Source organism: Novipirellula herctigrandis, assembly GCA_007859835.1.
Lineage (GTDB): Bacteria > Planctomycetota > Planctomycetia > Pirellulales > Pirellulaceae > Novipirellula_A > Novipirellula_A herctigrandis.
In genome coordinates this window covers 309,230-327,994 of the sequence record SJPJ01000002.1, presented here as the reverse complement: position 1 = coordinate 327,994, position 18,765 = coordinate 309,230, and the positions used below count along the sequence as shown (strand labels likewise).

At 53.4% G+C, this 18,765-nt stretch carries 18 protein-coding genes; 5 read left to right on the top strand and 13 right to left on the bottom strand.

All coding sequences use genetic code 11. The features are described 5' to 3' along the window. Positions 1-10: 10 nt before the first annotated feature. The 4 genes from CA13_RS32045 to CA13_RS32030 form a co-directional block, all read right to left on the bottom strand. Positions 11-514: a hypothetical protein gene (locus tag CA13_RS32045; protein WP_146404188.1), complete on the bottom strand. Its 504-nt coding sequence runs from the start codon at positions 512-514 to the stop codon at positions 11-13. 12 nt (positions 515-526) lie between these two features. Continuing rightward, entirely contained in the window at positions 527-1,612 is a 1,086-nt protein-coding gene (gene floA, locus CA13_RS32040; protein ID WP_473087519.1) for a flotillin-like protein FloA, read from the bottom strand. Between the two features lie 85 nt (positions 1,613-1,697). Next, complete coding sequence (locus tag CA13_RS32035) at positions 1,698-2,312, bottom strand: NfeD family protein (RefSeq protein ID WP_146404187.1); 615 nt, start codon at positions 2,310-2,312, stop codon at positions 1,698-1,700. Then, the gene (locus tag CA13_RS32030; RefSeq protein ID WP_146404186.1) at positions 2,312-4,555 is read right to left on the bottom strand and encodes an NfeD family protein; all 2,244 of its coding nucleotides are present in this window, start codon (positions 4,553-4,555) and stop codon (positions 2,312-2,314) included. The genes CA13_RS32035 and CA13_RS32030 overlap by 1 nt, the downstream gene beginning before the upstream one ends. A 196-nt stretch (positions 4,556-4,751) precedes the next feature. On the opposite strand from CA13_RS32030, the gene CA13_RS32025 reads away from it, so the two are divergent. Continuing rightward, complete coding sequence (locus CA13_RS32025) at positions 4,752-5,054, top strand: P-II family nitrogen regulator (RefSeq protein WP_146404185.1); 303 nt, start codon at positions 4,752-4,754, stop codon at positions 5,052-5,054. Positions 5,055-5,249: 195 nt separating this feature from the next. Here CA13_RS32025 and CA13_RS32020 read toward each other — a convergent pair whose 3' ends face one another. The 4 genes from CA13_RS32020 to CA13_RS32005 form a co-directional block, all read right to left on the bottom strand. Further along, the gene (locus CA13_RS32020) at positions 5,250-6,236 is read right to left on the bottom strand and encodes a type II secretion system F family protein (protein ID WP_146404184.1); all 987 of its coding nucleotides are present in this window, start codon (positions 6,234-6,236) and stop codon (positions 5,250-5,252) included. A 103-nt stretch (positions 6,237-6,339) separates the two neighbouring features. Then, on the bottom strand, positions 6,340-7,305 hold the full coding sequence (locus CA13_RS32015; protein WP_146404183.1) for a type II secretion system F family protein: 966 nt from the start codon (positions 7,303-7,305) through the stop codon (positions 6,340-6,342). A 117-nt stretch (positions 7,306-7,422) separates the two neighbouring features. After that, complete coding sequence (locus CA13_RS32010; protein WP_146404182.1) at positions 7,423-8,742, bottom strand: TadA family conjugal transfer-associated ATPase; 1,320 nt, start codon at positions 8,740-8,742, stop codon at positions 7,423-7,425. Between the two features lie 313 nt (positions 8,743-9,055). After that, entirely contained in the window at positions 9,056-9,289 is a 234-nt protein-coding gene (locus tag CA13_RS32005; protein WP_146404181.1) for a hypothetical protein, read from the bottom strand. Between the two features lie 31 nt (positions 9,290-9,320). Between CA13_RS32005 and CA13_RS32000 the strand changes: the two genes are divergently transcribed. Beyond that, positions 9,321-11,030, top strand: coding sequence for a hypothetical protein (locus tag CA13_RS32000; RefSeq protein WP_146404180.1), 1,710 nt, complete (start codon positions 9,321-9,323; stop codon positions 11,028-11,030). A gap of 29 nt (positions 11,031-11,059) precedes the next feature. Here CA13_RS32000 and CA13_RS31995 read toward each other — a convergent pair whose 3' ends face one another. Further along, positions 11,060-12,088 carry an AAA family ATPase gene (locus CA13_RS31995; RefSeq protein WP_146404179.1) on the bottom strand — a complete coding sequence of 343 codons (1,029 nt, stop codon included), beginning with the start codon at positions 12,086-12,088 and terminating at the stop codon, positions 11,060-11,062. Between the two features lie 263 nt (positions 12,089-12,351). On the opposite strand from CA13_RS31995, the gene pgi reads away from it, so the two are divergent. Together pgi and CA13_RS31985 are read left to right on the top strand one after the other, a co-directional pair. Beyond that, positions 12,352-13,989, top strand: coding sequence for a glucose-6-phosphate isomerase (gene pgi, locus CA13_RS31990; protein ID WP_146404178.1), 1,638 nt, complete (start codon positions 12,352-12,354; stop codon positions 13,987-13,989). A gap of 132 nt (positions 13,990-14,121) precedes the next feature. Next, positions 14,122-14,859, top strand: a complete 738-nt coding sequence (locus CA13_RS31985) for a metallophosphoesterase (protein WP_146404177.1) — start codon at positions 14,122-14,124, stop codon at positions 14,857-14,859. Here CA13_RS31985 and panC read toward each other — a convergent pair. The 4 genes from panC to ykgO all read right to left on the bottom strand — a co-directional run bounded on the left by panC (position 14,856) and on the right by ykgO (position 17,190). Then, positions 14,856-15,701, bottom strand: a complete 846-nt coding sequence (gene panC / locus CA13_RS31980; RefSeq protein WP_146404176.1) for a pantoate--beta-alanine ligase — start codon at positions 15,699-15,701, stop codon at positions 14,856-14,858. The genes CA13_RS31985 and panC overlap by 4 nt on opposite strands. Before the next feature lie 23 nt (positions 15,702-15,724). Continuing rightward, complete coding sequence (locus CA13_RS31975; RefSeq protein ID WP_146404175.1) at positions 15,725-16,141, bottom strand: bifunctional nuclease family protein; 417 nt, start codon at positions 16,139-16,141, stop codon at positions 15,725-15,727. Between the two features lie 137 nt (positions 16,142-16,278). Further along, a complete protein-coding gene (gene bshB1 / locus CA13_RS31970; RefSeq protein WP_146404174.1) occupies positions 16,279-17,016 on the bottom strand; it encodes a bacillithiol biosynthesis deacetylase BshB1 in 738 nt (245 codons plus the stop codon). A gap of 21 nt (positions 17,017-17,037) precedes the next feature. After that, positions 17,038-17,190 carry a type B 50S ribosomal protein L36 gene (ykgO, locus tag CA13_RS31965; RefSeq protein ID WP_040763550.1) on the bottom strand — a complete coding sequence of 51 codons (153 nt, stop codon included), beginning with the start codon at positions 17,188-17,190 and terminating at the stop codon, positions 17,038-17,040. Positions 17,191-17,436: 246 nt separating this feature from the next. Here ykgO and larC point away from each other — a divergent pair, with 246 nt between their 5' ends. Next, entirely contained in the window at positions 17,437-18,663 is a 1,227-nt protein-coding gene (gene larC / locus CA13_RS31960; protein ID WP_146404173.1) for a nickel pincer cofactor biosynthesis protein LarC, read from the top strand. Positions 18,664-18,765: the final 102 nt, after the last annotated feature.

Sequence of the window (18,765 nt, the reverse complement as noted above, 5' to 3'; positions counted from 1 at the left end):
GAACCGGCCGCTACCAACGATGCTCAGGCCGGTCTAAGATCTCACGCAGCAAGATTGCTTGCTGCATGCCACCGGGGCGATGTATCAGGTTCAACAAATCGTCGATCGCATGTCCGGTGCCTAATGGCGATACCGGCACGGGGGTCTGATCAGTCGATTTCTTTTTCAGCTTGGAAACCTGTCGACCGACTTCGGCTTGCGCTTGCTTAGCGGCTCGCTTTGCTTCTTCAATTCGGCGGCGACGTTGTTGCCATTCACTATCAACGTCCTCGACGATCTCGGCGACAACGATTTCTTCTTCGACTGGGCGTACGAGCCGCTCTGAACGGCTGTTACTGTATTCGGGGCGTTGACGCGTCGACTTTGCAGGGGGTGGCTGCTGAGTTGCTCGCTGTCGACTTGCACCCGCTGGTTTTGCTTGGCCTGCGTTACCTTGGCCTGCTTTGGCTTGGCCTGCTTTGGCTTGTCGCCGCTGCGCCGCTCGACGCAGAAAGTCTTCTAAGTCACCTGACATCGATTACTCGCGTTATGGTTTGTCGTAATTCGTTTCTACTGCACCCCGACTGCTGCCAGCGATTGATTTCCGCATTTCCGTATCCGCACTCACATTTTGCAATTTGTAGTAGTCCAAAATGTGCAAATTTCCGCTGCGAAACGCTTCGGCCATTGCTTCGGGAACGGACGCTTGGGCGAGAACCAAGGAGGCACGGCTTTCTTCGATTTTTGCCTGCATTTCCTGTTCTTCTGCCACGGCGGAAGCTCGTTTGCCTTCCGCTCTTGCCCGTGCTACTTGAGTGTCCGCTTCGGCTTGATCCGCCTGCAATCGAGCACCAATGTTGGCTCCAACATCAATATCGGCGATATCAATGGAGACTATTTCGAACGCTGTTTGCGAATCAAGACGTTTGGCCAAAACCGCTTTACTGATCACATCGGGATTCTCGAGTACAGCTTTGTGGTCCGCTGCACTACCAATTGCGCTCACGATGCCTTCGCCAACACGGGCAATAATGGTTTCCTCGGTTGCACCCCCGATTAATTGCTGCAAGTTTGCACGCACGGTGACTCGTGCTTTCACTTTCAATTGAATCCCGTCTTTTGCAACCGCATCGAGTGACGGTTTCACTGCACCTCGTGGTGGACAGTCAATCACTTTTGGATAAACGCTTGTTTGGACCGATTCAAGTACATCGCGTCCTGCCAAGTCGATCGCCGTTGCTTCGCGGAATGTCAATGAGATCGTCTTGGCTTTCTTTGCTGCGATCAACGCGCGGATGACTTGCTGGACGTTGCCCCCGGCCAGATAATGGGCCTCCAGTGCTTCGCTGCTGATCTCGGGATCATCGAGCCCCGCTTGCGTAGCCATAATCTTGCTGCGGACGATGGTTCGGGCGTTCACTTTTCGGAACGTCATGCCGAGCAGGTTAAAGATGGTGACGTTCGCGCCGGTCAGTTGTGATTGGATCCACAATCCGAAATAGCTGGCGAAGATGAACAAAATCACCAATAGAAAACCGAAAACGACCAACGCGCCAATCAAAAGTGGCATCGTCTGTTTCGGCAGTTGCTGGGCAATCAAAGCCTGCTGAGTCATCAAAGCAAAGTACGTCATCGGCTGAGGGTTCCATCAGGAGGTGTGTCGATCGTATGCAAACCGTCCTTCTAATGTCCCGCCCTCCAGCGCCAATGTCAACCGACTAGTTCGAATCCAATTGCGATGTATCAAAATCAAATGATTCAGGCGGACTTTCGAGCGATTCGGGGGAAATGGGAGTCGCGGGCTGTTGCTTGGTCTGATTTTCGGCCAGCTCTTCATCCGGCGTAACAGGTCGGACATGGATTTTGCCTGCCTCGACTTTGGTGACGATAACGCGAGTTCCCGCGTCGATTGGCATTCCCTGGCTTACCGCATCGACACGAACGGAATCGAGGCTGACCAAACCGCTTGGCAGTAGATTGGTTTTTGCTGTTCCGATCCGTCCAGCCAATTCATCAAGACGCGTTCCATCGGCTAGCTTACGATTTGACTTATTGGAGTCGGTTTGCCCTGGGCGGCGATTCAGAATCCGCCGACCAAATGGCGTATGCGGCCAAGCCCGGATTGCTCCGATGAAAACGATAGGGGTTGTCGCAGCGACAACCAACAAGAGGGTCAATCCAGCTGTGAAGCTATGAGAAAACGCAATCACCAATGCCCCGAATACCACGATGACGGCCCCAACGCCAACCAGACCACCGCTGGGGACAAAAAACTCGAGCACCAGCAGAAAGTAGAAAAGTAACAGCAATCCGTACGCATAATAAAGTGGCATTAGCTTTCCGTCGCCTCTGGTGCACGTTCATCAGCCACCTCGTCGAGGCCCTCGACAACCACTCGAGTTCCATGAACTTCGCTCACACGCACCCGTTCGCCGCCACCGACCGCGGTGCCGTCGCTGATCACTTGTACGATCGCATCGCCGAATTTTGCCTTTCCTGATGGTCGAAGCGGCGTCGTTGTGATGCCCGTTTGTCCGTACAGGTGCGAGTAGTCAGCCAACTTCTCGGCCTCGTTGACTGCGGCGGAATCGGGGGTCTCCATCGCCAAACCACTGAGTACCGGAATGTGTGGCATCATCGTCCGAAACAGAACGAAACCGGCTATCAACCCGAAGGCGCTTGCAATTGCCGCCCAAATGCTATGCGTTAGCACTTCGATTTGATAGACATTTCGAGGAATCACAAATGTCTGGCTCATCAATACGACACCAAGCACCGTTAATGCTAAACCGCCGATGCCGAATACTCCAAATCCAGGAATCACAAAGACCTCGATCGCGATACAAATCAACCCAATCGCGAACGCCAACAACTCCAGCCACTCGGCAGTGCCGGCGAGAAATTTGATCCAAAAGTACATTCCAAAACAGACGATGGCGACAAACCCGGGCAGCCCCAATCCCGGTGCATTTGCTTCGGTCGACAGTGCGGCAAATCCAATGAAAAGGAGGAAGAACGCTAAGGCGTGATTTCGCCCCAAACTTTCGACCCATCGGATCATTCCGCGGTCAGTCACGAGCGGTGGTGTCCCCGTCAATCCCGCCCGCCGAGAAACATCATCGACCGACGGCGACTCGCCCTCGGCGAGCCCAAAGGCGATCGCTTCGGATGCACTCAGTCCCTCGGCTAATTCGATCAATTCCCCTCGTTGCCACCGCTCGCGTTCAGCAACCGGATCCTCAACGCCGCGAATCAAATCCTCTTCGGTTGCATATCGGACACGGCCTGTTTTTCGGCTCGTATAACGGTATACCTCCAGACTCGGATCGAGCAATCCGCGAATCAACGCGGCGGGGCGTTTTGCATTTCGAGCAATTTCTTCGATGAGCTCATCGTTTTGCATCACTGCGGCTGAATCGATCGCTTCGGCACCTGGGCCACCGAGTCGTCCGCTTGGACTCATGAAAAGCGGCCGACAAGCAACGGCGAACAGCGCCGCGTCGCCTCGAGCTTCGGCTTGAATGAAACCGGCAACCGTATGCAGCGGAGGGTCGGGATTTGCGAACCAATCCGCAAGCGTTACACTTTGGCCAAGGCTACCTCCCGGCGAATCGATCGCGATCACCCAAGTATTGATATCGCCCGCTTCAATTGTGCCACGAAGATTGCTTTGCCACCGACGCGATCGGCTATCGGTAATCGATCCGACCATTTCGAGTAGCACTCCTTTGGGCTCGCCCGACTTGGTGCTGTGGTCTATCGGGTTGAGCGAAGCCAAATCAAGCAGCTCCGCAACTTTTTCTTTCGAGCCTACGATTCCGGCAGCAATTCGAGACGAACGCAACTGGTTTGCATCGATTCGCAGCGGGACGTTCGCGGAAGACCAAATCGATTCGCTGGTGATTTGGCCGGTCGAACGCAGTTTGTCCAAGTCGTTTCCCGTGGCAAAGACTTCGCCACCGTCGATTTTGGCAACCTTCGCCAACTCGAGTCCTGGATCCACCAAAGCCGAAACGACCTCGGGGGGGAACAGCCCACGACGGGCGGCAACGGATCGATAACTCACTTCGATCGTCTCGTCCGCGGCCGATTCGTCTTTGGTTGCATCCGCGATCACAGCTGTAGGGGCAACCACCAACAAATCAGACGCCAAAATTGGAAGCGTCAAATGGCCGTTAACGGTTCCTTCGACCCACGATACGACTCGGATGCGGCGCAGGTCCGGACCGGTGATCGCACGAGCAAGCCGAAGCGCGTCTTCGAAGGGAGTCCTCCCTAACGAATCGGTTGAGTCGTGATAACGAAGCACGACGGTCAGCCGCGAATCGTCATTGGCGGACTGGGCTAAACGACCGAGTTGGGCCATCAAATCGGCTGCCCCATTGGAGGTAAGGGGCATGGGCATATCGATAAGATAGCCGACTTTGATGCCGTCGACTTTTTCAGCTGTGATGTCTTGAGCGGAAAGCACGCCCGAGATGGTGGCGAAACATATCCATGCCAAGGCAAATCGCAAAGCGATCGATTTCCCAAGCGGCTGATGGTGGAGGGCGCTCATGCTCAAATAATCAGACATGGTCGTTCCCGTTGAAATTGATGGAAGGGTCGCAAAATGGCGTTGTCCCACTACGTATGTTGATTATAGGGCCAACCGACAAGGGAAGTAGGCGTCGAAAATCGGCCGACGTGGCATGATTGCCCGCATTTGTCGTCACAGTGTACGATAAAGGTCGGTTTTCGCTTTACTCTTCCACGAAAGACGCTTTCAGCACGTGAAACAAATAATCACTACTGTCCGTCCGCATTTGGCTGAACAGTTGCTTGCCAGTCTCCGCCGTGCGCCGCTGGAGGCGCTGAGTGTGATGGAGGTGAAAGGCTACGGCCGCCAGAAGAGTTACTTGGACGAATATCAAGAGACCGAGTACTCGCAAGCCTTCGTACCCAAAGTCGAAATCACAATGTGGGTTGACGATTCACGCTGTGAAGAAATTCTCAAAAAAATTGTCTCCGTTACGCGGACGGGCCGCATCGGCGACGGCAAAATCCTTGTCCTTCCAGTGGCGGAGTATATGTAGGTTTTGCGGAGCCGCAATTCACTCGCACGCGGTTCGATCGTTGATCAAAACGGCGGAATCATGTGCTTGCGCTCGGAGGTTACTCTTTCTAAAACAGACACGCCACATGTCGCGTAAAGTGGCGTTGTCAAGCTTAAGTATCGGAATCGGTTGCAGCGGCACGCTAGGCTCGAAAGCCAAGCGTGCTGGTGCTTGCTATTTGGTTAGCATTTGACGGTACATGTTGATTCCCGCAGGCCCCACGAGCACCACAAAGATGCCTGGGAAGATGAACAAAACCAGTGGGAAGATCATCTTTACAGCGGTCTTCGCCGCTTTTTCTTCCGCGATTTGCCGACGCTTGGTTCGCATCGCATCACTTTGCACGCGGAGTGCATTCCCGACGCTCGAACCGAACTTGTCCGCTTGGATCAAGATCGATGCCAATTGTTTCAGGTCATCCACGCCGCTTCGTTGTCCGAGTGCAAGAAGCACTTCGGATCGAGGTCGACCGAATTGAAGTTGTTGATTGGCGACACTGAATTCCTCACCGATATTCTTGTGGCTCTTGGACATTTCTTCAGCCACTTTTCGAAGTGCTTGGTCCATTCCCAAACCGGCTTCCACACAAACGACCATTAGGTCGAGTGCGTCAGGAAGACCCAAGAAAATCGATTCCATACGCTTTTTGGCAATCATCCCCAGTACGAACTTTGGTCCCATGTAGCCGACAACAAAGCCACCGAGCAATTTCATAAGCATCGCTTGGGTCAATCCGTTTGCGACCAATCCAAATATGCCGCCGAGAAACAATCCGATACATGCGATGATCAATTGAACGCCACGAAACACAATGGGAGCGGATTCGCCGCGGAATCCAGCGTTCATCAATTCTTCCCGAAGCTTACTCATTTCTTCGTCACTACCACGGACCGTTTCGGCCAATGGCGAGGTTGCTTTTTCAAGCACCGCTGCAATCGCTTGGTTCTTCTTCTTTTTTAGCTCGTCTTCGGAGAGATCCTCATCAAGATTACCACCGCGTCGGCTGCGCATGGCATCGAGGCGTGCTTCGGCGCGAGGCTTGTCATCGCCACTGACGCGGCCTAGTACGAACCATGCCAATGCCGTCACGCCAAAGAAAATGGAGATCGACGTAATCGTGACAGGGCTTAGAGCAAGAGCGATCATCGTGAATGTAGTCATGATAGGCGTTTGTGAAGGCGGCGAACAGTCAGCAGTTGGACGGATAATAGTGTTTCTAAATGGCGTGTTCTCAATGAACTCACCTAACTTATGAAAGACGCAATTAAACCTTGATCGTGATGATTTTCTTGATCATCAAAGCACCGATGATCTGGGACACCAAAGCGACGCCGAGCAAATAACGCCCGATTTCGTCTGTGAACAACATCATGATGTATTCGTAATTCAGCTTGAGCATTACCAAAAACAATACCGGTGGTAACGCCAGCAAGACGGCACCACTCATGCGGCCTTCGCCGGTGAGAGCTTGGATTTGTCCATGGATTTGCAGTCGTTCGCGAATGATGTAGCCGATCTTGTCTAAAATCTCGGCCAAGTCACCGCCGGTTTGTCGTTGCAGAATCACTGCGGTTGCAAAGAACCGAATGTCCATGTTCGGAACGCGATCAGCCATCCCTTCAATCGCTTCATCAAGCGGAATTCCAAAGTTTTGTTCTTCGAAGCACCGTGCAAACTCTGTCGCCAAAGGCGCGTCCATCTGTTTTGCAACAAGGTCAAAACCAGCATTGAGTGAGTGGCCGGCACGAAGTGAGCGACCAAGTAGTTCCAAGGCTTCCGGCATTTGAACGCCGAATTTGGCCAACCGGCGTTTTCGTTTCATTACTAGCCATCCGATGGGCAATGACAAAAAGGCCATACCCACCAATGGGGCCAAGATGTTCGGCAAAGGCGAGAGCACGCTTATGACAACTCCGCCGGCTAAACAGAGAAAGCAGATGAACGCGAACTGTGGCGCCGGCATCTTTACGTCAGCTTGTTCGAGGTAGTCCGATAGTCCCGGTAAATTTTCCAAGAAGCTGCTGATCGGGTTTGTCGAGCCTTCGTTGTTTAGAAGCAACGATCGTTGTTCAATCTCATCGGCACTCTCCCGCCCTCGGCGGGATGCCATCATCGACAACCGATCTTCGGCCGACGTGGTGTCCGCATTGGGCATCATGACGTTGATCGCAAAGGCGACGATCGAGGCTACGAATACGCCGACCGCGACGACGATGATAATTCCGCTCATGACTAAAACGCTTTAGCTATCGTGTAAAAACTATTGAAACTGAACTCGAATACTCAATATGGATTAAGCATGGCGATCCCGTTTAAGGTGACCACCACCTATTTGTGTCGTTTACCATTACGCAGGCATGATGACTCGTTCGCGGAACGCACTGCCAGGCAAACGGACGCCGGCGGCTTCCAATTTGTCCATGAACGATGGGCGAACTCCGGTGCATTCAAAGTGGCCGTACGCCTTTCCTTCATCATTGATGCCCTTTTGGGAATAGCGATAAATGTCTTGCAAGACGATTGTGTCTTGTTCCATGCCGACCACTTCCGTGATGGCAGTGACGCGTCGCGGACCACCCTGTAAACGGTTCGCTTGAATCAGCACGTCCACTGCCCCCGAGACTTGTTGGCGAATCGCTTTGACGGGCAATTCAAATCCAGCCATCATGACAAGCGTTTCTAGACGAGCGATCGCGTCACGCGGAGTGTTGGCGTGAATGGTCGTTAACGACCCGTCGTGACCGGTGTTCATCGCCTGCAACATGTCCAGGGTCTCACCGCCACGACATTCACCGATGATGATTCGTTCCGGACGCATACGCAGGGCGTTCTTCACCAGGTCGGTTGCCGTGACCGCACCCGTACCTTCAATATTCGGTGGTCGCGTTTCCAAACGAACAACATGGTCTTGTTGAAGCTGCAACTCCGCCGCGTCTTCGATCGTCACGATACGGTCGTCGTGCCCAATGAAGGATGACAGCGTATTGAGCAGCGTCGTTTTCCCCGAGCCAGTGCCGCCTGCGATGATCATGTTCAATCTCGCTTTGATGCAACCTTCAAGCAACATCACCATTTCAGGAGTGAATGCACGGTAGTTGAGCAAGTCTTCCAGCTTCAATGGGTTGCTGCCGAAACGACGAATACTGACCGCTGCTCCGTCAAGTGCCAAAGGCGGAATGATCGCATTCACACGTGAACCGTCTTCGAGTCGTGCATCGACCATTGGACAGGTTTCGTCGACGCGTCGACCAACTTTACTGACGATACGGTCAATGATTTGTAACAAGTGTTTGCCGTCGCGGAATTCCACGTCGGTCTTCTGCATCCGACCACCCTTTTCGACATAAATGTTCTTGGGGCCGTTGATCAAAATATCGCTGACGGCTGGGTCTTTGAGGATCAATTCAAGTGGACCAAGGCCGAGGACTTCATCGAGCACCTCGTCGACAATCCGCTCTCGTTCCTGCCGGTTTAGTAGTGTTTCTTCTGCATCGCACAGATGTTCGACGACCAAACGGATCTCGCGTGTCAGCGTTTCGCCTTTTAGATCGCCGACGCGCGAAAGATCAAGTTTGTCAACCAACTTGCTGTGGATGCGACGTTTGATATCTTCAAATTGCTGCTGACGATTCACTTCAGGGCGAGCGGATTGAGTCGCGTTACGCATAGCTGGAAGTTCCCCGGTTGATACCGTTAATGCCGATTGCTTTGTTCTATACCTGCTACACCCGAACGTGGCTGTTTTCAAAACAGTTGGTTGTGGGATGAGCACCCGTGCAAGGTCGTTTTGGCGATTGCTTTCGCTGTTTTCGTCGCTGATGCGAGATCATTCGCTTGCGACGGAATCTAAAGACCCAAGGAAACATAGGACATAATTAAGGAACAAGTTGCCCAGAACGCACAAATTATCGTAATCAAACGTGCGTTTGCTAGCTGCTTGCCTGGCGACGGGAGACGAATTCGGAGCGACGCCATACGATTCACTTCACCCATGTGTCGATGACGCTCGCCGTAAAGTTGGCACAATCGTTTCGATCGGTAGGTAGCGATGCGGAAAGGTTTTCAAGTTGCAAAAGTTTGCTACAGAAAGATTGACGAAAGACGACTCGAAACGTCCACTTACACGTCAAGACCCAGTGCGCAGTCATGCCGGTAACCAACCGGCGGGGACGCTCCGTCACAATGGGTTGGTATGAGTCAGGTTTTCGCTTCACCAGTAGTTTTTCACTCGCACGGGATAGATGGATGTCGACACGACGCCACCTCATTGCTGTCTTCACCTTTGCTGCTATTCAATTAGTGGCCGTCGATGTTTCGGCTTGCTGTTTAAAGGATTGGTTGTTCGGGCGGACTCCGGCGTACGTGGTTGGATATGGTCCCGCCTATGCACAGCCTTACGCGGCTAGTTACACGCCGGTGGCGACAATTCCGTATTCGGCTGGATCGTATTCGGCTGGATATCGCTCGGCACTACCGCTTGTCTCGGCGCAACCCTACACATCCCAATATCAAGTGAGCGGCGTTTACCAAGCGCAGCGTCCGACTTACTACGACAACCCATCGGTTTACACCGGTTTGCCGGTGGTTCCACGGACGACGAGGCAAACTTCCTATAGTTTGCCGTTGACGGGGGCGGCGGCACCGCTAGCGACGCCCTACTCGGCGAATTATCCGACCAATGCCGTTCCGCCCAATACCGTTCCACTCGCACAAGCCTATCGGGGTGCCGCGCCAACCACCTCGTTTTATGGTGGCAGCAACGCCTACCCGCCTGTGTCATACAACACTCCTTACTCGGCCAGCTATGGTAGTGCACCTGTTGTCACCGGAGCGCCTGTGACTGCGATGCCAGCAACGCAAATGGCACCGCTCTACCCAGCAGCGGCCCCGGCAACGGGAACGGGATGTGGTTTGTCACGGTTTTGTGCACCGATGTTCGGAACGAACTACCAAACATCGTATTATCGCGCTCCAGTAACGTATTACCGCCCCGTCACCACCGTTGATCCTGTCAGCGGCACAACCGTCACGACGCAGCAAGGTTGTTCGTCATACGAGACCCAATTGCAACGCACTCCCTATGCTAGTTTGGGCGCCACACCGCCAACGACACCGCTGCCTTCGGTTTATGGCGTGAGCCCAGCCACGTCGCAGCCATATGCATACGGCGGTGTCAATCGAGCCAGTGGCATTCAATCACCTACCGAGCGTTCCGTTGTTCCGATTCCTGCGACAGGGTACGGGACCGGTTCCTCGTATGAAGCACCCAACACCGCTCCGTTGACAGGTCCAGCAAATGGCGATTTGGCGCCGCTGAGTCAACCGCAGCTTGGGGCAACTCAATCTAGCCAATATGCACCGAGTCCTTACGGCACGGCGTCGCCCAATTCGGGTCCCAGCGACATGAGTCGCTATTTGGACAGCAACTCGACATCAAGCCAAGCTGCACCTAGCCAGACACCATCAAGCCAGACACCATCAAGCCAGACACCATCAAGCCAGACTCGCCCAAGCCTGACACCGCCAAGCCTGAGTCCTAGGCCATCGTGGCAGCTTCAGAATCCGTCCGACTCCAACGTGTTTGGCTCATCGACATCAGCGGCGGATCAAATGATTTCAGCGACGAATTCACAGGGTAGTCCGTCACAACCCTATTCGGATGTTCGGCCAATCGAGGCACCGCCTGGTTACACGTCACCATTCGAACGGAAATCGCTCGAGTTCACTCCGAGTAACGATTACGATCGCTCGCCACTGTCGGCGCCTCCGCTACCAGCTAGCAACGCCCACAACCGCGACTACCAAGCCAGTGCTCCGAGTGAAGCCGTAGCGCCACGGGTCCCCGTTCGCGAAGCGGCACTCATTCAACAGCGTTCCTATCGCCAACCGGTGTCGACATCGGTCCCTGTATCAAAGCCTCGCGATTCGTCCGGTTGGTACTCGCTCGGGAAATGAGCCGACGGCAGTAGCCGTTGGAATGGTCGTTACAGTACTTTTGCTGGCCCTTTGGATGTTTCACGAATCATTCTCGAGATCAACTCGTCGACCGTGATACCGTCGGCTTCCGCTGCAAAGGTTGGCACTACTCGATGTCTGAGGACTGGCAGCGCTAGCGACTTCACATCTTCGATCGCCACAACCGGTCGACCGTGCAACAAAGCCCGCGCCTTCGCCGCCAATACTAATTGCTGGCTCGCTCGTGGTCCCGGTCCCCATTGGATCAAGTCTTTTGCCCATGCGGCGCTCTGTTCGTCTTGTGGGCGAAGGGTGCGGACGGCGTCGAGTACCCAATCCTTCACATGGGGTGGCAGCGGAACTTCGCGAACGGTCTTTTGGAATGTGATAATGTCATCCCCCGAAACGACCGATTGCACGGTTGATTGGAACGTTGACGTGGTTCGGTCCACAATCTCGGACTCTTCGTCGCGATTTGGATAGTTGACAATCACATGGAATAGGAATCGGTCTCGTTGGGCTTCGGGAAGGGGGTAGGTACCCTCTTGTTCGATCGGGTTCTGTGTCGCCAGGACAAAGAAAGGTTCGGACAAACGATAGGTCGTTCCTGCTGTGGTGACTTCATGCTCCTGCATCGCTTCGAGCAATGCAGCTTGGGTTTTGGGTGGCGTCCGGTTGATTTCATCCGCCAATAACATTTGTGTGAAAATCGGGCCTTGCTCGAAGATAAATTCTCGGCGGCCAGTCGATGGATCTTCTTGGATAATCTCGGTTCCGGTAATATCGCCCGGCATTAAATCCGGCGTGAACTGGATTCGTCGGAAGGATAGATGCATCGACTCGGCGAGGGTTCGGATCATCAGTGTCTTAGCGAGCCCCGGAACGCCTTCAAGAAGGCAGTGCCCGCGAGCCAAAATAGCGATCAGCAGTTGCTCGATCACCTCGTCTTGGCCGACGACGATTCGGGCAACTTGTTCGCGAACTTGGTTGCAGGCGTGGACGAGGCGGGTCGTTGCCGCAGCATCGCCGGAAGTTTCAATCGGAGGAGGTTGGACCAAAGCGAAGGATCCTTATGCAAAAAAGCGAAGGTGGGATGACATTGATACCACTGGGGCTGTGGCGTTCACCATTGTAACCCAATCGCTTGCCCTGCGTCCCTGGGGGCAACCGTCGTCGGTTCGCATCTGCCATTGCTTAAGTGCGTACGATTCCAGCCGGTTCCCAAATTTCGTTTTGCCGTAGACAATACACCCGCCGTGGATCGGTCGCCCCCATCCTCAGGCAACCCGAAAACACAAGAATCCTAGAGAAATGGACGAAGATGACCGCTAAATTACCGACCCAACTGACGACTTCGGACGCCTGGAAATCCCTTGCCGAACATTACGAACAAATCAAAGACAAACAACTTCGTGATTGGTTTGCCGAAGACGCTGGTCGTGCAGAAACGTTCACTGTTGATGCGATCGGCTTGTTTCTCGATTATTCAAAAAATCGAATTGATGGGGAAACGATCAAGCGACTGATCGCATTGGCGGAATCCGCGGAGCTTCAGCCCCGCATCGACGCGATGTTTGGCGGCGAAAAAATCAACATCACCGAAGACCGTGCCGTTCTGCATACGGCCTTGCGAGCCCCCCGGGATGCAAAGGTCGAGTTTGAAGGTGAAAACGTGGTTCCCGAGGTTCACGCCGTGTTGGACAAGATGGCGGATTTCTGTGATCGCATTACGAGTGGTAAATGGAAAGGCCAAACGGGCAAAACGATTCGCAATGTTGTCAACATCGGTATCGGCGGATCGGACCTCGGTCCTGTGATGGCGTATGAGGCGCTGAAGCACTACAGCAACCGAGACTTGGTATTCCGTTACGTTTCGAACGTGGATGGCACCGACTTCTTCGAAGCAACCGCGGATCTCGATCCGACTGAAACGTTGTTTGTCGTTTCGTCGAAGACGTTCACCACGTTGGAAACAATGACAAATGCACGCACGGCACGACAGTGGTTGCTCGACGGGCTCGGTGGCGATGCCTCGGCGGTAGCCAAGCATTTTGTTGCCGTGTCGACCAACGCTGCTAAGGTGAAAGAGTTTGGAATCGACACGGACAACATGTTTGTCTTTTGGGATTGGGTCGGCGGACGTTATTCGATGGACTCGGCAATTGGGTTGTCGACGATGTTAGCGATTGGGCCTAAGAATTTTCGTGAACTGCTCGCTGGCTTTCATGAAATGGACACTCACTTTCGCACCGCGCCGTTTGACAAAAACTTGCCTGTCCTGATGGGGCTGCTAACGGTTTGGTACACCAACTTTTTCGATGCGAAAACGGTAGCCGTGTTGCCTTACGATCAGTACCTAAAACGGTTTCCCGCTTACCTTCAGCAATTGACGATGGAAAGCAACGGCAAGTCGACCACCCTTTCGGGCGACCGAGTCGACTATGACACCAGCCCGATCTTCTGGGGTGAACCGGGCACGAACGGTCAGCATTCGTTCTACCAGTTAATTCATCAAGGAACGCACTTGATTCCTTGTGACTTTATCGCTTTCGCAAACTCGCTCAACCCTATCGGTGACCACCAAGACTACTTGCTCGCTAACGTGATTGCGCAAGGGGAAGCTCTGGCAATGGGCAAGACAACAAAAGAAGTGGAGGGCGAAGGGACCGACCCGTCCTTGGTGCCTCACCGTGTCTTTGAAGGAAATCGGCCATCCAATACGATTTTGATTGACCGTTTGACACCTGCGGTTCTCGGTAAGCTAATTGCTTTGTACGAGCACAGCACGTTCGTTCAAGGTGTGATTTGGCAAATTGATTCCTTCGATCAATGGGGGGTTGAGCTTGGAAAGGTACTCGCCCAGAAGATCATTCCTGAGTTGCAGTCGAAGGACGCATCGCTAAGCCATGATGGCTCCACGAATCAGTTGATCGAACGTTATCGCCATCTGAAAGCGTAGTACGGTAGGACCGCAAGCGAGGTGAGCTACCGCTCGAATCACGTTCGCCCGCTTCCGTTGGTCGCTGGAATCGTGTCAATAACATCAATTTTAGAAAAAATTGATATCAGGATTGAAACAAGGAGACCCATCGTGATTTACCAATGGCCGACTAACTCGCCGCTTGGCCGAGTGTTGTTCGTTTCCGATTTGCACTTGATGAGCACGCGTAGCACGGCCGAGGAGCATGAGTACCTAATCGAATCCTTTATCGAACGCGCTGATTTGGTTGTTTGGGGAGGCGATTTATTCGACTTTCGTTGGAGTCGTCTACATCATGAGTCCGATGCGGTTGCCTATTCGATGGATTACTTGAAGTCATGGCAAACGAGGTTTCCTAGCCAGAGGTTTGCCTTTTTGTGTGGTAATCACGACGCGGCGCCGAAGTTTTTGGCGGAATTAAAAGAGTATGCCGCCTCGGAGTCGAATTTTCTGTTCGCAGGCGATGTGTTGCGAATTGGCGATACGGTCATGTTGCACGGTGATCAAATCGAAGGTCGTGGACAAATCGCTCGGTTCGAACTGTATCGACAAAAGTGGGCCGATAAGAAACGGGCGGCGCTATGGCGGTTCGCGCCCTATGATGCGATCGTTGCATCGCGAGCCCATAAGGTGGCTGCGGCGATGGCGCACCGCAATAAAATGGCGGTCAAGAAATTGTCTCGGTTCTTGGACCTACATGACTTGAACTATGCAAACGGCGTTCGCCGGGTGGTGTTTGGTCACACGCACCGAGTTGTGAAAGGCTACGAGCTAAACCGCATGCAATTTTTCAGTGGTGGAGCCGCGATCCGCCACGTCCCGTTCCATCCAATTGAAGTTGAGTTTTAAAGGATCGTTTGATTGTCAATCAAGCGTGTTTTACCGACGAATGCTGCGATCAATGCGACGGCGGGTTGGTCAAGTTTTGACAGGGGATCGAGCGTTTCTGCGTTCACGACGGTTGCGTAGTCGATGCGGTCCACTCCCCCATCTCTTCGTAGTTCTTCTTGCATCGCCTCTTCAATCACGTCGATACTCTGTTCGCCCGAATCCGCTAATTGCTTCGCTTTACTGAGAGCCTTTGATAGTCTTAGCGATTGTGAACGTTGTTCGTCGCTGAGGTAACGATTACGGCTGCTCATCGCTAATCCGTCTTGCTCACGAACGGTTTCGCAAGGAACCGCGATGATGCCGACACTCAAATCCCTCAGCATCGCTTGGATTACTTTGAGTTGTTGGTAGTCCTTGCGGCCAAAGAAGGCATGTGTGGCAGGTAGGATTTGAGACAGCTTGAGCACCACCGTCGCGACGCCGCGAAAATGGCCCGGTCGGCATTCGCCTTCTAGTCGCTGGGCGACCTTGGGGGGATCGACGAAGGTGCTATACCCATTGGCGTACATCGCTTCATTGGACGGCAAGAAAACCGCTGCGGTGCCTTCACGCTCTAACAGTTCACAATCGTGCTCGAGCAATCGCGGGTATTTGTCGAGGTCCTCGCTCGGGCCAAACTGTGTCGGATTCACAAAGATGGTTGCGACGGTTACATCACATTGTTGTTGCGATTGGCGAACGAGTGACAAGTGGCCTTTGTGAAGTGCGCCCATCGTCGGCACTAGACCTACGGTCCGGCCTTCGAATCGATGCGATAACACAAAAGACCGAGCCTGCTCGGGTGTAAGAAGTCGCTGCATGTGAATCCGTTTCAACAGGTTCTTTAGAAGGGAGCTGATGTCGCTTCGTCGAGAACATGTTCGGCGACGAAGATCGGTAGAGGCGGTGAAAAGGTCACGGCGACCGCGATTGCGTCACTTGGTCGTGAATCGATCGTGATCAATTCTCCGTCTGCCTTTCGCAAATTCAATTGAGCGTAGTAGGTGTGTTCGCTCAAATCGCTGATCACCACGCTTTCGATCTTCGCTTCAAGTGAGTCGGCAACGCGGACGATCAAGTCGTGGGTTAGTGGTCGTGGGGGCACGTACTCTTCTTTGACACGACGATCGATGTTGGTTGCTTCGAAGATGCCAATCAGAATAGGGAACTCGCGTTGCCCATCTACTTCTTGAAGGTAGATCACTTGGTTTTCAGTAAGCTCGGAAATGATGATCCGGGCCAGCTGCATTTTGACAGGCATGGTAGTTACTGTGAGTGGAGCAAACGGATTCGGAAGAAAGGAAATTCTCCAAGTCCCTACTATAATCGATCTCGAATGTGCTGCGGTAATGGGTGGGGCGGGCCACTCCGATTTTTCGATATCCCGAGCGACAGGACTCAGAGAATTCCTTCGAGCGAACGAAGGCCCAAGGGTTCTTTGGTTGCAAATGGCTCGCCATATTGGCGATTGATCAGCCGCCCCCAATTGGCCGCTTCGTCTCGCAAGCGGTCAATGAAGGTCGGCGGTTGTGGTTCGCGACCATGGACAAATTGACTTTGGTACGCTTCGATCGACGCTCGTTTGGTTTCCCATTGTTCGCTGATGTCGACGATCCAATCCGGTGTGACGGCCATCCGCAAATGGATGCAGTAATAATAGAAAACGCGTTCGGGATGGAATCGTTCTCCCGGCATATTTGTCTTACTCAACTTAGCCCAAAACCGGGCCGCTTCGATCATCTCGGTTGCCGCAATGTGGTCCGGATGGGCGTCTTGCCAATACGGGGCAAAGATCCATCGGGGACGAAGCACGCGAAAGTAGCTGGCGACCAACTCGCGAGCATCGAGGGTGTGCTCAAGTTTGCGATTGGGCAAACCTGCGTTTCCTCGCCAAGAGATACCGAGCGTTTCGGTTGCGAGAAGCGTTTCTTTGCGACGCAGTGATTCGGACCCATGAGGTGTCGGTTCACCGCTGGTTAAATCCAGGATACCGACGCGCCAGCCCATCGATTGCATTTTAGCAATCGTACCACCCATCCCTAATTCGGCGTCATCCGGATGAGGGGCGACGACCAGCATATCAAGTGGATCGGTGCTAGGCAGATCCGCGGGCGCTTCGGTATGAATGGTCGTCATTTTGCGGAGTGATCAACGACTTTAGCGACGGGCTTTTTTTACCTTCGCACCGCCTTGGCGGACCTTAAACTTCGGATTGCTCTTGCAAATCACGTAAATACGGCCGCGGCGTTTGACCACTTGGCAATCGGGATGGCGGTACTTCAAGGCACCAATGCTACTGACAACTTTCATCGGATCGATCTCGTCGCTTATTTCGTATACTCTGTCACGCCAGCGGCTAACAATGGCCGCGGCGAGTCGCTTTTGTTAACGTAAGAACACGTTGGAAAGGGCGGAGTATAGCGGTTTGGAGGAATCCTTCAACGCCAAAACGCCTGCCACAACCGACATTGTCAAAACAGATATTCCCGCCAAAACTGACATGAAATCCACCTCACCCCCCCTCCGCTCAACAACCGAGAAAAGTAGGAAGCGACAATGAATGGATCGGTAACGACAGCCTTTTTTGATTGCCACAGTGGAATCAGTGGCGATATGACTCTCGGTGCATTGATTGATTTGGGAGCCCAAACCGGGCAAATCGACGCTGCAGCGATCGAAACGGGCGTTCGTTCGATGGGATTGCCCGAAATCGCCATTCGCTCGGAAATGGTCAAGAAAAACGGGTTTCGGGCTGTCAAAGTCCATATCGAACACCCCCCGGAGCATGCTCATCGCCATCTGCACCATATTACCGAGATGATCGATCGGGCCGATCAAATCAGCGAGGAGGCGAAACAGTTGGCTCATCGAATTTTTCGTCGATTGGCCGAAGCCGAAGCGAAGGTCCACGGATCGACCATCGAAAAAGTCCATTTCCACGAAGTGGGGGCCATTGATTCGATTGCGGACATCGTTGGCACCGCTATCGCCATGGAGGCTCTAGGCATTAAAGCGGTCGCGACTTCGCCCGTCCCCACCGGAAGTGGGAAAATCACGATCGCGCACGGCCTCGTTTCGGTTCCTGCACCTGCGACTGCGGAACTTCTTAAAGGCATCCCGATTGCTGCCAGCGATATCCAAGCCGAATTGACCACCCCCACCGGTGCGGCAATCTTGAAGGCGACTGCGACCCACTTTGGAAATATGCCTGCGATGACACTGGCGGCGGTCGGATACGGTGCTGGCAGCAAAGATTTGAGTGAACAAGCAAATGTGCTTCGTGTTTTGTTGGGGGAAGCCGAAGGCGGTGATGCGGAGTCGATTGGGGCGGTGGAATCCGATCGGGTCGTGGTGTTGGAAACGAACATCGACGATTGCTCGCCGGAGCAGTTGGCCGATTGTGCTCGTCGTTTGCTTTCCGCTGGCGCACTTGACGTCTTTCAAACCCCCTGTGTGATGAAGAAAGGACGAAGCGGCGTCGTGCTGACCGCTGTATCTCCAAATTCGAGCGTTGCGGTGTTGGAGCAGATCATCTTTGCGCACTCGACATCGATTGGGATTCGTCGATACAGCGTCGATCGGCATAAATTGCAGCGAAAAGTAGAAACCGTGGAAACCGCTTACGGGCCCGTACGAGGGAAATTGGTGATTCTTCCGAAGGGAGAGCCGCGGTTTTCGATCGAAGACGATGACGCCGCCGCCTTGGCAGAAAGTCACCAAACGACGGCCCAGGAGATTCGCATTGCGGCGGAGCAAGCTTGGCGTTCACTCACCCAATCATAGGCTGCAGAACGGCATTAATTTCGATTGCTGTGGTCGATTCAGTACCCTTAGTGGCTATACTGGGATCGGCAGAGTTCTGTTTCGTAGTGTTTCTAATCAGGG